Raw genomic sequence first — 14,263 nt, forward strand, 5'->3', positions numbered from 1 at the left:
ATTCCAAAAAATCTCCTTACCTTTGCACCCGCTTTCAAGACAGAAGAGCTCTGGAGAGATGGTAGAGTGGTCGATTACAGTAGTCTTGAAAACTACCGTGCTGAGAGGCACCGGGGGTTCGAATCCCTCTCTCTCCGCTGATAAATCCGCATAACAAATAAGTTATGCGGATTTTCTGTATATATCAAGTGAGATGTTGATAGTTTAAGTTTATAGCATGAAGGAATTATTCTTAGTCTGCATTGGCAGCTTCTTTGGAGGTGGCGCACGTTATATAGTTGGCAAAGTTGTACAATCGTGGGGAGTCTCATTCCCGGTCTTTGACCGCCTACCCGTAGCCTTTCCTTGGGGTACAATGGCTGTCAATGTCATTGGCTGTTTTCTGATTGGTCTGCTTTCAGGGCTGTCGCTTGGAGGACAGATTTCATCAACAACGAAGCTGGTGTTAGTGACTGGCTTCTGTGGTGGTTTCACTACGTTCTCTACGTTTATGAATGAGAATCTGCTGTTAGGTCGCGACGGAGCGATGCTTTCCGCCGTACTATATACATTGCTCAGCCTCGCCCTTGGGCTAATTGCTGTGATCGTCGGTTATCAAATTGTGAAATGATAATGTTTAGAGAATAACTGATATATTTATAATCATCCTAAGTTGTATTCTTTTTCCATCAGTCATTACAATTGCATGCTCATACTCATCGATGCGCTTTACATTACCAGTGTAGGACTGATAGGAGCCTCCATCCTTATGCTTGTCTGGCACGAAATACTCGATTATAACATAAGGCTGTTCAGAAATCTTGGATAATAGCAACTCCATCTTTCGGTCCAGCTCTTCATTGCCAGAATCTCCCAAGTCTATCCATTTATCCGTCAAACGACCGGATTCCAGAATGGCATCATCATAGCCAGTCAATGCAGCAAAGGGTGCAAACTGGGCTGCACGGTTCCACATAGACATCCTTGGATGATGCTTTGGCTCATAATGCGGTAGATTGATGATATCGTCGTAACTTTCCATAAACTGTAAATTGTCAAATAGTAATTGTCTACGCCTTGTGTCCTCCTATTTGCTCGTTGCGCTCCTTGGCCGTAGCCCCTTCCTCGAAGTTCAGACCTCGAAGGATAGCATTTTTGCCGAAACGTTTCTTGATTTTCAACTGTGCCTCCTGCATTCTTCGCTCCTTGTCGAGCTTGGCCTGCTCTTCCTGACGCTGCTTCTCTAATGCTTCGTAGTCGGTGAAGAGATCAAGCTGTTGCGGAACTTTATCCTGCGTCGATACCAATGCCTCCGATACTACATGATTTGTTGTCAGGTTAAGCCTACGGATCAGCATATCAGGATTCACCTGGCGATCAAACAATTCTGTTGCCCCATCCATGATGAGCCGCGATGATGATGTAGGTCTCTCGAAGTTAAACGTACCATGGGCATGTTTTGGCACAGCCTTTCCATAGTAGTTGGTGCTAACCTCACCATGATACTTCCCGCAAATCTCAGAACGTGTCATACATTCTGCATCATAACCTATAGTCAGCACCAGTTGATCTGTCACCAGACGCTTCGTTACGAGGTCGAGTGCCATTCCTTCGGCCATTTCACGTATCACCACACGGGCTTTCTTGAATGTGTAAGGTTCCTGTAGCACCTGTCCGCTACTGAAGGAGTTGGTTTCAGGACGATATGCTTTCACAGCCTCCATCGTACTCGGTTCCCATCCCCAGGCATGGTCTATCAGTAGTTCCGCATTCACACCAAAGAGACGGTAAAGCAGCCCTTCGTTCTGTATTGACATCCGGGCTATCTTTCCCATCGTATCAATGCCATAGATAGCCAGTTTCTCGGCTATACCACGTCCCACACGCCAGAACTTGGTAAGAGGACGATAATCCCATAGTTCACGGCGATACGACATTTCATCCAATTCGGCAATACGCACGCCATCCATATCGGCAGGCATCATCTTGGCCACAATATCCATCGCAACCTTAGCCAGATACATGTTTGTACCGATGCCTGCTGTTGCAGTGATACCTGTAGTGGCCAGCACATCACGAATCATCTTCATAGCCAAGTCATGAGCCGTCATCTTATAACTGTTCAGATAAGCCGTCACATCCATGAACACCTCATCGATGCTATAGACGTGTATATCTTCAGGAGCTACATATTTCAGGTAAGTCTGATAGACTTTGGTACTTACCTCTATGTAGTGAGCCATACGGGGTGATGCTGCGATGTAGTCGAGTTCAAGATCTGGATGTGCCTGCAGTTCCAGGTCGTTGAATGATTTGCCTGTCATTCTCCAGCCAGCAGCCTTTTTGCGCTCGTTGTTGACATCGCGAACCCTCTGAACCACCTCGAACAATCGCGCACGTCCACCTATGCCGTATGCTTTCAGCGACGGGGAAACAGCCAGACAAATAGTTTTCTCTGTCCGGCTTACATCAGCCACGACAAGATTTGTGGTCAGCGGGTCAAGCCCTCTGTCCACGCACTCCACTGAAGCATAGAACGACTTCAGGTCGATGGCAATATAAGTCCGTTGCAGCTGTTGCATCTCGTGTGCAAAGATACAAAATAATAGCCGGAAAATAGTAGCTATTATAAAAAAACAGACTCATTTTAACTACGTTTTTATGACTTGTCAAGGGAAATCCCCACAAAGGTTTAGGGATTCTGGAATCGCAGAATAGGACTTTTCATTTTCAAATTCCAAAGAATAGCCATAACTTTGCACCGTGATCCAGAACATAAGAGTCTGAACACAGAACGAAAGTTGAACAATTTAAAATTGAAGATTATGAAGAAGATGAATAAGGTAATCGCAATCATGATGATGAGCATTACATTTGCAATGCCAGCAATGGCCGGTCATTATAAGAAGAACAACAACCACGGTAAGAACGACAAAGTTGTTGTGATAGTGAACAACGATAAGAAGAGTTCGCACTTCGACAAGGTTGATAAAAAGACTACCCACTTCAATATCCCGAAGAGCCACGCCTATCGTCCCAAAGTGAAGACCTGCACCTTTAAGGTAAGTCATCACAACTCTCATAAGAAGCTTGCAGCCAAGGTCGAGAACATGAAGGGGGTGATGGGAACCAGCTGGAATCCGCGCACTCGGATGTTGACAGTCTGCTACGACGCCAATAAGACTTCAGCTCGCAACATCAAGCACTTCGTGGCTTAAGAGCCATTCTAAATAATTCCCAAAGAAGCCCCGGCTTGCAATGCAGGTCGGGACTTCGTTTATTTGGGGGATTTGATGACAATGATTACACCTCATGTATCTGCAACAAAAAAAATCGATAAAAATACTATATAATTCGGTATTTTTGATTAATTTTGCAGACAAATAGAAGAACTTATAATGACAAAAGCGTATAAATCACTGATAATCATCGGATTGATTCTGATAGCAATAACAGGTTGTTCGAAGCATAAATATACCAATTATGCTGATGCCGATGGCTATAACACTGCCGACTCGATTGTTTCGGACGTGGGAGACGCACGTCAGTGGCTACGATTGCTGGCACTATGCGATAGCTTTGAACAGAGCGGCGACCTACCGAAGGTAAGGTGCATATTCTACAAAACCATCGCCTACAACCTGATGGGACAATACCGTAAATCGCTCAACCTGTACTACCAGTTAGCCAATATCAACGTAAAGGAGTTGCGCACTCAGGCAGATTTAGAATCATATATGTATTCCTATAAAGACTATGTGAGACTGCTATGCGACATGCGCCGCTACGACCGTGCATTGCGCCAGGCACACATAGCCGACCAGAAACTACGCGCAGCAGGTCACCCCTCGTTTGCCGACCACCACGACATAGCCCAGATGATTGGCGAATGCCAGTTGTGCTTAGGGCAGAACGTAGAAGCTGCTAAGAATTTCCAGAAGTCGCTACAGGGTATGTACAAACGTCTGGAAACAAATCACGGCGCGCTGGATCTTCGTGAATGCCAGAAGACCATGAACGCCATCGCTACTGTGTATATGCGCCGCAATCTGTTTGATGAGGTGAACGCTTGGCTACTTAGAGAAGATACGCTCTACGCGAGAGCGCTCGCCCTACCCCAACCCGACTCCGTGTACATCGATGAGATGAAGATGGAAATAAGCTACTGCAAAGCCATGCTGGCGCACGCCCAAGGACGATACGACGAGGCAGAAAAGTACTTCGACGTGTATCAGTCTACCAAGGCTGCCCAGTTGCCCACAAACATCATCAACAGCACCCGCTACCTGATGGCAACTCATCGCTATGAGGAGGCTGCGCGCAACATGACACAGCTGGACCAATTTATGATCGAAAGCGGCTACGAGCCCGACCTGGAGAATATCGGCAGATTTATGTTGCCTAAATTCCATGTGAACCTGTTGGCAGGTCATCGCGACTCTGCATTGCGCGTAGCCACCCAGATAGCCGAAGCCTACGACTCAGCCCTGATCAGACAGAAAATCATCGATGCCGATCTGCTGTCGACAGTCTACGACACGGAGGGAAAAGAGCGCCAGATAGCCGAGCAACGAGCCAAGCTGACCCACCAGCAGATGCTGTGGGTGATAGGCGTCAGTCTGGTACTCATCATCATGCTGCACCTGTTCCTGATGCAGCGTCGCAAGGCTTTCAACGAATTGAATGAAACCAATCGGAAACTGATGCTGGCCAACGAACGTGCCGAGGAATCGGAGCGCATGAAGACCAAGTTTATCCACCAGATATCGCACGAGGTGCGCACACCACTCAACGTGTTGTCAGGCTTCTCACAGGTACTGGCAGCACCCGATATTGAAATCAGCTCAGAAGAATTGCAATCCATCAGCCGGAAAATTGTAGAGAACAGTGAACGCATTACCCGACTGGTAGATAAAATGCTGGATCTGAGTCTGGTGAATGCCCGAGCCTGCGATGAATGTAACGACATGGTAAGCCCTGCCGATGTGGCTTATCAGGCCGTACAGCAATCGGGTATCAAGAACGCCAGCCATTTGGACTTCAACCTGCAGTTAGGCGCTCGTACTGAGAATATCAATATCACCACCCACCTCAAGTCGGCTACAAAGGCGCTGGCGCTGCTGCTCGACAACGCACAGAAGTTTACTCACCCTTTGGCTTATAAGAATGGTAACAAACCTAAGAGTAAGGCAAACGTACTGCTCAGCGTGAACGTAGATACCGAACGAGGCTACGCCATCTTCGCAGTGGAAGACAACGGTATCGGTGTACCTGTCGAGCAGGCAGAAAACATCTTTACGGAGTTTGTACAGTTGGATGAATATACTGATGGTACTGGTATCGGACTATCGATAGCTCGCACGTTAGCGCGACACATGGACGGCGATATCGTACTCGACACCAACTACAGCAGCGGTGCACGCTTCGTCATGAAACTGCCACTATAAAGCAGCATGACGACGCGACTCGCGTAGCTGGTGCCCATACACCAGACAAGCAGTACCGAAATAGGCTGCACTCTGAATCCACAAGCATCTCAATTCTGTAGCCACATCGCCTACACTGGCACCCATGGTGTTCAGTCGCAGATAAGCCCTGACGCCAAAGGTGCTGGGGAATAACCACGACACGCCCTGCCACACACCTGGGATATTGCTCTGGGGCCACGACACACCCGTCATAAACAGCAGAGGCAGCGAGATAAATACCATCAGCAAAATCACATTCTCACGATAGCGCACTAAGCACGAAACAGTCATCCCGAAAAATATGCAGGCCAACAGGTAAGGCATCATCAGCGCCAGCAGATGCTGCCAAGGCGCCAACTGTATGAAATGAAACATCCGAGGTACCACTGTTACGAGATAAGCACCCATCACAGCATAAACCATCAGATAGCACAGAGCCTTACCGCCCACAATACGGTAGATGCCCGAATAAGCGGGATGCGCAGGCACCAGATCGCCATAAGGATTGGTATCACGGGCCGTACCTGCGGCCAAACCGATACCAAGCGCCAGCGTCTGCTGGATAATCAGCATCAGCACAGCCGGCAGCACAGAGGTACCGTAGCCACCCTGCGGATTGAAAACGGCCACCTCCTCCACTTCGAGCGGACTCACCGTTATCACATCTTCACGAGTGGTATAGTTGCCCGCCAAAGCCACCTGCATCATTGCCCCCATCTTTGTACTCACAGCCATCGCCGTCTGGTAGACAGCCTTATAGGTCAGCATCAGCGCCATATCGCAATACACGCTGATGGTTGCCTGTTCCATGCGATTCAGCTTCGTCGCAAAATCCTCAGGAATATAGTAGATACCCTTTGCCACCTGTCGACTCACCAGACTCTTAGCCTCATCCATGTCAACAGCATAGCTGACGATATGCACATCGGGCGAGGCATCGCACATACGGATGAACTGGCGCGACTGATGTGTATGCGACAAATCAACCACCACAACCGGAACATCATGCACAGTCTCGTTATTATACACCCACGAGTAAAGCAGCGGATAAACCAGCGGCACAATGATACAGAACATCAGCACGCCCTCATCGCGGAGCACCTGCTTGAGTTCCTGTCGCCAGATAAAGGCGGCATCATTAATAGCCTGTATGATTCTATGGAATATAGACATATGTAAGCATAGCATTTTTAACCTTACTGATAACAAACCAAGGCATCAGCGTAAAGCCTATTAGCGCCACCAGATGGAACCAGGCATCGATAATAGGATAGCCGTTGAACACCGTAATCTGAAACAGCATGTAGTAATGACGCAATGGGAAAAGCCACGTGAGCGCCTGTAGCGGAGCATCCATACCCATAGCTGGGAAAGCAGAGCCAGCCAGCGAGAAACTGAGCACGCCCCACAACGAACAGATACTCATAGACATACGCAACGAAGGCATCAGGCCAAAGGCAAAGATGCCAAAACCGATAGAGCCGAACACGCTGAGCACCGACAGCAGGATAATCATCAGCCAACTTCCCAGATGTGGGAAGTGGAGCACATGATAGATGTAGAACTGATAGAACAATATCAGCAGCAGGAATACCACCACATGTGGCAAATACTTGCCCAGGATGGCTACCACGATATGACCATCGGCCTTCTCAATCCACTCCTTACCACGATTAAACTTGAGTTCCATACCCAGTGAATAGGCTGATATCAGGAACATAAAGAGCATCATCACACCCGGCACAAACACCGTAGATAGATACATATTATAATTGCTCCAGGGATTGGCTACCTGATGCAGATCGATACGGATGGGTTGTAAGAAAGCTTGAATCTGCCTGTCGGTAGCACCTTTGGCACGCAGCGTTGCCATACCCACAGCTGCCGAGCCAAGTGTGGTAACTGTCTTCATATCCTTCATCACCATCGAGCCGCCGGAGAGCGACACATTACTATAATAGAATGACACCTTGGGGCGACGGGCCGACATCAGATTGCTGGTAGTACCCTTGGGAAAATACAGGAAACCGTAGATTTCATTCTCCTGCATGGCATGGCGGGCCTCTGCTACCGATGGGTAATGAGCTACCACGCGTGAGTTCTGGAAACCATCGAGTTTACGGGTCAACGCACGGGTAGTCGATGTGTTATCAAGATCAACCACACCCACAGGCAGGTCCTGAGGCAATCCCTCGTCGAGCAGCGATGTAAAGAAGAACAACGCCAGCAACGGGAACACCAGCATACAGAAGCCATAGATGGGATTCTTGACCAGAATCTTCATCTCGCGCTGTGCGATCTGCCAGATTTGAACTAAGTATCTCACGCTTAATGCTTATAGCTTTATTACTTAACAATCAGGCTCATGCCTGGACGCAGACCCTCCATTTTCTCAACAGGACGGGCCTTCACCTCAAAGGTCTTCAGGTCGAACTGACCATTGGCCTTAGTAGCCTTCCAGACAGCATACGAGCCCTGATCCTTCAGGTAGTAGACTTTCATCTTGATAGTCTTGTCGAAGGCAGGTACAAAAGCATCAAGCTCGGAGCCAACCTGCATGCCGTTCAGCTGGTCCTCGCGCACGTTGAAGGTACCCCACATGTCCTGCATCACTGCAATCGACATGATGGGCGAACCAGTGCCAACCAACTCGCCTACCTTAGGATAGACATCACTGACCTCACCCTCTACCTGAGCTATCTGTACCGTCTCGTTGATATACGAACTAACCTCCTGCACAGCACCACGGGCACGGCCCACCTGAGCGGCAGCAGCCATTTTGTCCTCGCGACGAGCACCATTCACAGCCATATCGTACTGACTCTGAGCAGCTTTCACCTGTGCCTCCATCGCCTTATAGTTGGCAAAGGCCTCATCGCGCTTCTGGGCACTCATCACGCCCTCGTCGAACAAACGCTGCACACGGTTGTACGATTTCTCAGCAATCTCAAGACCAGCCTTCGCCTGTTGGAGTACAGAGAAAGCACCCTGAATCTGCTCCTTGCGAGCACCATTCTGTGCCTTCAACTCCAAGGCGGCAGCTGCACTCTCGGCACTCTGTGCCTGCTCCATCTTGGCGCGCACCTCAGGCGCATCGAGAATAGCGAGTGTATCGCCCACCTTCACATAGTCACCCTCTTTTACACGGAGTTCCAGAATACGTCCAGGCACCTTACTCGATACACGATACTCTGTCACTTCAACCTGTCCCTGGATTAACTCTGGATCGCGACCCAAAGCAAAGAATCCAATCAATGCCACGATAATCACCACTGCTGCAAAACCGGCGATGGCGAGCAGGATGTTGTTATGCTGGCGTTTAGCTTGTTCGTTTGACATATTATCTTATTTCTTTTTTATTCACTATTCACTCTTTCATTTTTCACTATTCCAACGTTCCAAGAGCTTTCTGCAGATCAACCTGCGAGAGTTTCACTTCTATCTCGGCATCGATTTTCTGCGACTGAGCCTGCATCCATGCGGTCTGTGCCTCCATCACCACTGTAGGCGAGATGACACCCTCCTGAAATCCCAAGTTGGCTGTACGTAGATTCTCATCGGCACGCTGGATATTCTTCAAGGCCATGGTGAGTTTCTTGTTAGCCTCATCAACCTTGAAGGTAATCTGATTCACCTGCAGTTCAATCTTCTCGCGCGCCTCATCGAGCTCGAGGTTGGCAATGGCGGTAGCACCCTTAGAGGCACGTACCTTATACATCACGTCGCCCCAGTTCCAAACAGGCACACGGATAACAACACCCACATGCCAGAAACCGGCGAACTTCTTTTCGAAACTATTAAGCACATTAGGATTGCTGATAGCATAACCACCCATCAACGCAACTTGAGGCAGATTGCCTGCCTTCAGCACATTAGTGGTCTGCTTGCTCAGGTCGACCGTATTCCGCAACAACTTGAGCTCAGGACGATAAGTCACCGCACGCTCCACATCGAGTTGTGGTGTGAGCTCTACCACGGCGATATTCTCCGACTGCTCATCCTGCAGGATGACAGGTTCGTTCAACGGCAGACCACACAACTGGTTGAGCAGCATGCGAGAGAGCACCAGACCATCATCCACCTTTGTCAGGGTCATCTCAGCCTCGTTCACCTTCACATCAACGCTCAGACCATCGCTACGCGTAGCCACACCCTCGTCGATCATCTTATGAACATCGCTATCAAACTTCTTCACCAACTCCAGATAGCTCTCAGCCAACTGCTTCTTGTGATGGAGCGATACCACCTGCCAATATGCCTGGTCAATCTGGTAAAGCGTAGCCTGACGGCGAGCATCCATCGAATTACGGGCCATCTCGGTGCCTATGTCGGCCATCTTATTCATAGCCACGATAGCACCACCCATGAAGATCGGCTGGGTAACCAGGACCGTACCTGCAAAGACGTTACGGGTATCGGTACGGAAGGCATCGGCAACGCTCTGTCCTTTCTGGTTCAAGCCATTAGCCACCTGTGCCAGTTCCTGTGCCATCTTCTGTTGGGCTGCAGCGGGCAGCGAGCCTACCAACGGACTTAACGTGGTTTGTAACATACCTACAGCGGTAGTCCCCAAACCTCCCAGAGCAGCTTTGTGATCATCGCTCAGAAGCGAGAACTCCTTACTGGTATACTCGTACATACCAATAGCACTCACATGAGGCAGGTACTTGGTACGGGCCGACTTACGGATATTCTCAGCTACATCCTGTTTCAGTTTGGAAATACCCAACTGCTTATTATTGCGCAAAGCCATCTGCCGGCAACTGTCAAGGCTCAGGATGCGCTGAGCCTCAGCAGGCATGATGGCTGCACAAAGCAGCAAGATTCCAATCGTTTTTTTCATGTCCAATTATTTAAAGCTGAATGTTTTCGTTCCAATCATATTTCCATCTACGAAGATGCTTACACGATAGTCGCCAGCTTCGAGCATCTGGGTAGTGTTCCAGAATACGGTTACTGGGGTTTCCTCACCGGTGTACTCGATAACTTTCTTAGCCGAGCACTCCAAACTGCGGTTCTCGTAGGTAAAGTTGCCACCGCCACTCAGGGTGTTACCACCAGGATTCTGAATACGCACATATACAGTACGATTGCCATTTGATGCAGTCACGTTCTTGGTAATACTGAAGCTGACACGCATCTGCTTGCAGTCCTTCAGTTTCTTAGCAACCTTGCCACGCTTATCGAGCAGCTGCATCTGAATATTGGTAGCATCGAGCTGGGCAGCAATAGCTACCTTCTCTGAAAGCGAAGCCTTTTCACTATTCAAGCCTGCTACCTGAGCGTTACGCTCATTCAACTCGGCATTTACACGACTGTTCTCAGCCTTCAGACTCTCGTTCAAACGGTTCAATGAATCAATCTGCATCACGTAGTCGCGCAACACGGCACGTACAGTAGCCAGTTCTTTCTTCAGGCGGGCAATCTCGCGTGCATCCGATGCCTTCACCTGCTTCAACTCCTCTAACAACTGCTGCGTACGCATCTGCTCCTGGGTAAGCTGGGCAATAATAGAATCATTGTTAATCTGTGTTTTCATTTCACTATATTGCATAGTGAAACGCTCATATTCGTTCTCCATCTCCTGCTTGTCGAGTTCTGCCAGCTCTTGCATATCCTGCACCACCTGTTTCTGCTCCTGAAGATTCAAAAACAACCATGCTGCAGCTCCAACCAGAGCCAGAATAACAATAACAAGGGGGATCAATACTTTCTTATTCATAACTTTCTTTATTTATTATCGGGTGCAAAATTAGAATTTTTGGCTGAAATAACAAAAAAAATTGTGTTTCAAACATTTAAGCAACATTAAAAAATAGAAAAATAGCGTGTTTTCGAACAATTTTTGTAGTTTGTACCTTTATTATTTGGAAGATAAGGATAAAAAATGTATATTTGCCACATCATTATAGAACAATTTGTATGAGTAAGAACAACTTTTTCAACAAGGTGTTCCATTTGTATTACGATGGGTTTCGTTCGATGACGCTTGGCAAGACGCTCTGGGCCATCATCCTTATTAAACTATTCATTATCTTCGTTGTCCTGAAACTGTTCTTCTTCCCCGATTTTCTGAAACAGCATGCCGATGGGCACGAGGCTGAGTATGTTGCAACAAAGTTATTAAATCCTTAATATTATGCTACAAAACCTTTTTTTAAACATCGATGCCGGCACGATTGACTGGTCAAGAGCACAATTCGCCTTGACAGCCATCTATCACTGGCTATTCGTGCCGCTGACGCTGGGTTTGGCGGTCATCATGGGCATCGTCGAGACTAAGTATTACCAGACGAAGGACGACTTCTGGAAAGAGGCTGCCAAATTCTGGCAGAAGCTGTTCGGTATCAACTTCGCCATGGGTGTAGCCACAGGTATCATCCTCGAATTTGAGTTTGGTACCAACTGGAGCAATTACTCATGGTTTGTAGGCGACATCTTTGGCGCGCCACTGGCTGTCGAGGGTATCGTGGCCTTCTTTATGGAGAGCACCTTCGTGGCAGTGATGTATTTCGGTTGGAAGAAGGTATCGCCAGGCTTCCACTTAGCTTCAACCTGGCTTACAGGTCTTGGTGCCACCATTTCTGCCTGGTGGATTCTGGTAGCTAATGCCTGGATGCAGTACCCTGTAGGCTGCGCATTCAATCCTGACACCATGCGCAACGAGATGGTATCCTTTGCCGAGGTTGCCCTATCGCCCTTCGCCATCTCCAAGTTCTGCCATACCGTCACATCGTCGTGGATCATCGGCGCCATTTTCTGTGTAGGCGTTTGTTGTTGGTATCTGCTGAAGAAACGACACACCAAGCTGGCCATCGAAAGCATGAAAATAGGCGCTGGCGTAGGTTTAGTAGCAGCTCTGCTGGCGGGAGCCACAGGCCACAAGTCGGGTATGGACGTAGCCAACGTACAGCCTATGAAACTTGCCGCCATGGAGGCACTCTACGATGGCGGTACAGCGCAAGGTCTGAAGCTCGTCGAGGGTATCGAGGTGCCTTATGGTCTGAGTATCATGGCCACCAACGATCCACAAGGATTCGTACCTGGCATCAACGATATTCTGAATGGCTATACCACGCCCGATGGCCGTGTAGAGCCCTCTGTCGATGAGAAGATTGAGCGGGGCAAGAAAGCCATTGAGGCTCTTGCTGCCTACCGTAAGGCCAAAGCCGAAGGTGAGGATGCCAGCATCTATCTGGCGGAACTCAATGAGAACATGAAATATTTCGGCTATGGTTACATCAAAGACAAGAACGATGTGGTGCCACCAGTATGGATCAACTTCTGGTCGTTCCGCATCATGGTAGGTGTGGGGTGTCTGTTCATCCTGTTCTTCGCAGTTATCTTAGCGGTCACGTACAAGTTCCCCAAACGCCTGTTCGAAAAGCGCGATATCACCACCCTACCCGCCTGGCACTATTGGGTGGCTATTGCACTCATCCCCTTAGCCTATATCGGTTCAGAATGCGGTTGGCTGGTAGCCGAGTTCGGACGTCAACCGTGGACCATCCAGGACATGTTGCCCACGTGGGCTTCTGTCAGCGATCTGCAGGCATCGAATGTGGCCATCACCTTCTGCCTCTTCCTCATTCTCTTCACCACCATGCTGGCGGTTGAAATAAACATCTTGCTCAAACAAATTAAGAAAGGACCAGAATTATGACATACGACTTTTTACAGCATTATTGGTGCTTCGTGGTATCGCTGTTAGGAGCACTGTTGGTATTCCTATTGTTTGTGCAGGGCGCCAATTCCGTAGCCTATTCGTTAGGCTACACGGAAGAGGGGCGACGGCTGGTTTACAACTCCACAGGCCGTAAGTGGGAGTTCACTTTCACCACATTGGTCACCTTCGGTGGTGCATTTTTCGCCTCGTTCCCTTTATTCTATTCTACCAGCTTCGGTGGTGCTTACTGGCTGTGGATGATTATCCTCTTCACGTTTGTGCTGCAGGCCGTGAGCTACGAATTCCAAAATAAGATAGGTAATTTCTTGGGGTCCAAGACGTTCCAATTTTTCCTTACACTGAATGGCATCGTAGGTCCACTGCTTTTAGGGGGCGCAGTGGCCACCTTCTTCGAGGGTTCCAACTTCATCGTAGCTAAGGATAATCTGGTGGATAGCGGTGCAATCACACCCGTTATCTCATCCTGGGCCAATGCCTCTCATGGTCTCGATGCCCTGCTCAACCCTTGGGTACTGGTACTGGGGTTCGCAGTGGTGTTCTTAGCACGCGTATTAGGCATACTCTACGTGATGAACAATGTTGCTGACGAGGATATCCGCTCGCGTGGCAGTGTGCGACTGATTGGTGCCGCCGTGCCTTTCCTCGTGCTGTTCGTAGCTTATCTGGTTCACGTGTTGTTAAAGGATGGTTACGCTTATAACGACGAGGGTATCATCTTTATGGAGCCATACAAATACCTCAACAACCTGATTCAGATGTGGTATCTGCTTGTCATGCTGCTTATTGGCGTGATACTAGTGCTCTTCGGCATAGGCAAGACCATTTTCTCCAAGGGTTACAATGGCGGTATATGGCCTGCTGGTATTGGCACCGTGCTCACCGTGTTAGCACTCCTGCTCTGCTGCGCTTGGAACCACACAGCCTACTACCCTTCTACTGCCGATCTGCAATCATCGCTCACACTGGCCAACTCGTGCTCGAGTGAGTTCACCCTGCGTACCATGTTCTATGTATCGCTCTTAGTACCGTTTGTACTGGCCTACATCATCTATGCCTGGCGCGCCATTGACAAGGAGAAAATCACTAAAGACGAACTGAAATCCGATGATCACGCATACTAAATAATTAT

At 48.7% G+C, this 14,263-nt stretch carries 13 protein-coding genes and 1 tRNA gene; 7 read left to right on the forward strand and 7 right to left on the reverse strand.

The genetic code is table 11. The features are described from left to right. The first annotated feature begins 52 nt into the window (after positions 1-52). Positions 53-137 (forward strand) — tRNA-Ser (locus T495_RS0110085). An 80-nt stretch (positions 138-217) separates the two neighbouring features. Beyond that, positions 218-610 carry a fluoride efflux transporter CrcB gene (gene crcB / locus T495_RS0110090; protein ID WP_033148567.1) on the forward strand — a complete coding sequence of 131 codons (393 nt, stop codon included), beginning with the start codon at positions 218-220 and terminating at the stop codon, positions 608-610. Between the two features lie 6 nt (positions 611-616). On the opposite strand, the gene T495_RS0110095 is transcribed toward crcB, so the two are convergent. Both T495_RS0110095 and T495_RS0110100 read right to left on the reverse strand, forming a co-directional pair. Then, on the reverse strand, positions 617-1,021 hold the full coding sequence (locus T495_RS0110095; protein WP_033148568.1) for a hypothetical protein: 405 nt from the start codon (positions 1,019-1,021) through the stop codon (positions 617-619). A gap of 28 nt (positions 1,022-1,049) precedes the next feature. Beyond that, complete coding sequence (locus tag T495_RS0110100; protein ID WP_033148569.1) at positions 1,050-2,561, reverse strand: DNA methylase; 1,512 nt, start codon at positions 2,559-2,561, stop codon at positions 1,050-1,052. A 243-nt stretch (positions 2,562-2,804) separates the two neighbouring features. Between T495_RS0110100 and T495_RS0110105 the strand changes: the two genes are divergently transcribed. Further along, a complete protein-coding gene (locus tag T495_RS0110105; protein ID WP_155993578.1) occupies positions 2,805-3,197 on the forward strand; it encodes a hypothetical protein in 393 nt (130 codons plus the stop codon). A gap of 180 nt (positions 3,198-3,377) precedes the next feature. Next, positions 3,378-5,426, forward strand: a complete 2,049-nt coding sequence (locus tag T495_RS0110110) for a HAMP domain-containing sensor histidine kinase (RefSeq protein WP_033148571.1) — start codon at positions 3,378-3,380, stop codon at positions 5,424-5,426. Here T495_RS0110110 and T495_RS0110115 read toward each other — a convergent pair. Genes T495_RS0110115 through T495_RS0110135 form a run of 5 tightly spaced genes read right to left on the reverse strand, consistent with a single transcriptional unit; the run spans position 5,421 to position 11,169 of the window. Next, complete coding sequence (locus T495_RS0110115; RefSeq protein ID WP_033148572.1) at positions 5,421-6,620, reverse strand: ABC transporter permease; 1,200 nt, start codon at positions 6,618-6,620, stop codon at positions 5,421-5,423. The genes T495_RS0110110 and T495_RS0110115 overlap by 6 nt on opposite strands. Beyond that, on the reverse strand, positions 6,604-7,773 hold the full coding sequence (locus T495_RS0110120) for an ABC transporter permease (protein WP_028903277.1): 1,170 nt from the start codon (positions 7,771-7,773) through the stop codon (positions 6,604-6,606). Before T495_RS0110120 ends, T495_RS0110115 begins: the two co-directional genes overlap by 17 nt. 20 nt (positions 7,774-7,793) lie before the next feature. Continuing rightward, positions 7,794-8,786 carry an HlyD family secretion protein gene (locus tag T495_RS0110125; protein WP_028903278.1) on the reverse strand — a complete coding sequence of 331 codons (993 nt, stop codon included), beginning with the start codon at positions 8,784-8,786 and terminating at the stop codon, positions 7,794-7,796. Positions 8,787-8,832: 46 nt separating this feature from the next. Next, on the reverse strand, positions 8,833-10,290 hold the full coding sequence (locus T495_RS0110130) for a TolC family protein (protein ID WP_081832098.1): 1,458 nt from the start codon (positions 10,288-10,290) through the stop codon (positions 8,833-8,835). A 6-nt stretch (positions 10,291-10,296) separates the two neighbouring features. Beyond that, positions 10,297-11,169, reverse strand: a complete 873-nt coding sequence (locus T495_RS0110135; RefSeq protein ID WP_028903280.1) for a hypothetical protein — start codon at positions 11,167-11,169, stop codon at positions 10,297-10,299. 200 nt (positions 11,170-11,369) lie between these two features. Here T495_RS0110135 and T495_RS0110140 point away from each other — a divergent pair, with 200 nt between their 5' ends. From T495_RS0110140 to T495_RS0110150, 3 genes are read left to right on the forward strand one after another with little or no spacing between them, the layout of a single operon-like run. After that, positions 11,370-11,582: a DUF4492 domain-containing protein gene (locus T495_RS0110140; protein WP_028903281.1), complete on the forward strand. Its 213-nt coding sequence runs from the start codon at positions 11,370-11,372 to the stop codon at positions 11,580-11,582. Between the two features lie 4 nt (positions 11,583-11,586). Beyond that, a complete protein-coding gene (locus T495_RS0110145; protein ID WP_033148574.1) occupies positions 11,587-13,110 on the forward strand; it encodes a cytochrome ubiquinol oxidase subunit I in 1,524 nt (507 codons plus the stop codon). Further along, the gene (locus tag T495_RS0110150; RefSeq protein ID WP_033148575.1) at positions 13,107-14,255 is read left to right on the forward strand and encodes a cytochrome d ubiquinol oxidase subunit II; all 1,149 of its coding nucleotides are present in this window, start codon (positions 13,107-13,109) and stop codon (positions 14,253-14,255) included. Before T495_RS0110145 ends, T495_RS0110150 begins: the two co-directional genes overlap by 4 nt. Positions 14,256-14,263 lie beyond the last annotated feature (8 nt).

It is taken from the genome of Prevotella sp. P6B1 (assembly GCF_000702825.1).
Classification (GTDB): Bacteria; Bacteroidota; Bacteroidia; order Bacteroidales; family Bacteroidaceae; genus Prevotella.

Excerpts from the sequence above, each read along its gene's own strand:
- T495_RS0110130 (WP_081832098.1), bottom strand. The coding sequence starts at position 10,290 with ATGAAAAAAACGATTGGAATCTTGCTGCTTTGTGCAGCCATCATGCCT.
- T495_RS0110100 (WP_033148569.1), bottom strand. The coding sequence starts at position 2,561 with ATGCAACAGCTGCAACGGACTTATATTGCCATCGACCTGAAGTCGTTC.
- T495_RS0110125 (WP_028903278.1), bottom strand. The coding sequence starts at position 8,786 with ATGTCAAACGAACAAGCTAAACGCCAGCATAACAACATCCTGCTCGCC.
- T495_RS0110115 (WP_033148572.1), bottom strand. The coding sequence starts at position 6,620 with ATGTCTATATTCCATAGAATCATACAGGCTATTAATGATGCCGCCTTT.
- T495_RS0110150 (WP_033148575.1), top strand. The coding sequence starts at position 13,107 with ATGACATACGACTTTTTACAGCATTATTGGTGCTTCGTGGTATCGCTG.
- T495_RS0110140 (WP_028903281.1), top strand. The coding sequence starts at position 11,370 with ATGAGTAAGAACAACTTTTTCAACAAGGTGTTCCATTTGTATTACGAT.
- T495_RS0110095 (WP_033148568.1), bottom strand. The coding sequence starts at position 1,021 with ATGGAAAGTTACGACGATATCATCAATCTACCGCATTATGAGCCAAAG.
- T495_RS0110110 (WP_033148571.1), top strand. The coding sequence starts at position 3,378 with ATGACAAAAGCGTATAAATCACTGATAATCATCGGATTGATTCTGATA.
- T495_RS0110105 (WP_155993578.1), top strand. The coding sequence starts at position 2,805 with ATGAAGAAGATGAATAAGGTAATCGCAATCATGATGATGAGCATTACA.
- T495_RS0110145 (WP_033148574.1), top strand. The coding sequence starts at position 11,587 with ATGCTACAAAACCTTTTTTTAAACATCGATGCCGGCACGATTGACTGG.
- crcB (WP_033148567.1), top strand. The coding sequence starts at position 218 with ATGAAGGAATTATTCTTAGTCTGCATTGGCAGCTTCTTTGGAGGTGGC.
- T495_RS0110135 (WP_028903280.1), bottom strand. The coding sequence starts at position 11,169 with ATGAATAAGAAAGTATTGATCCCCCTTGTTATTGTTATTCTGGCTCTG.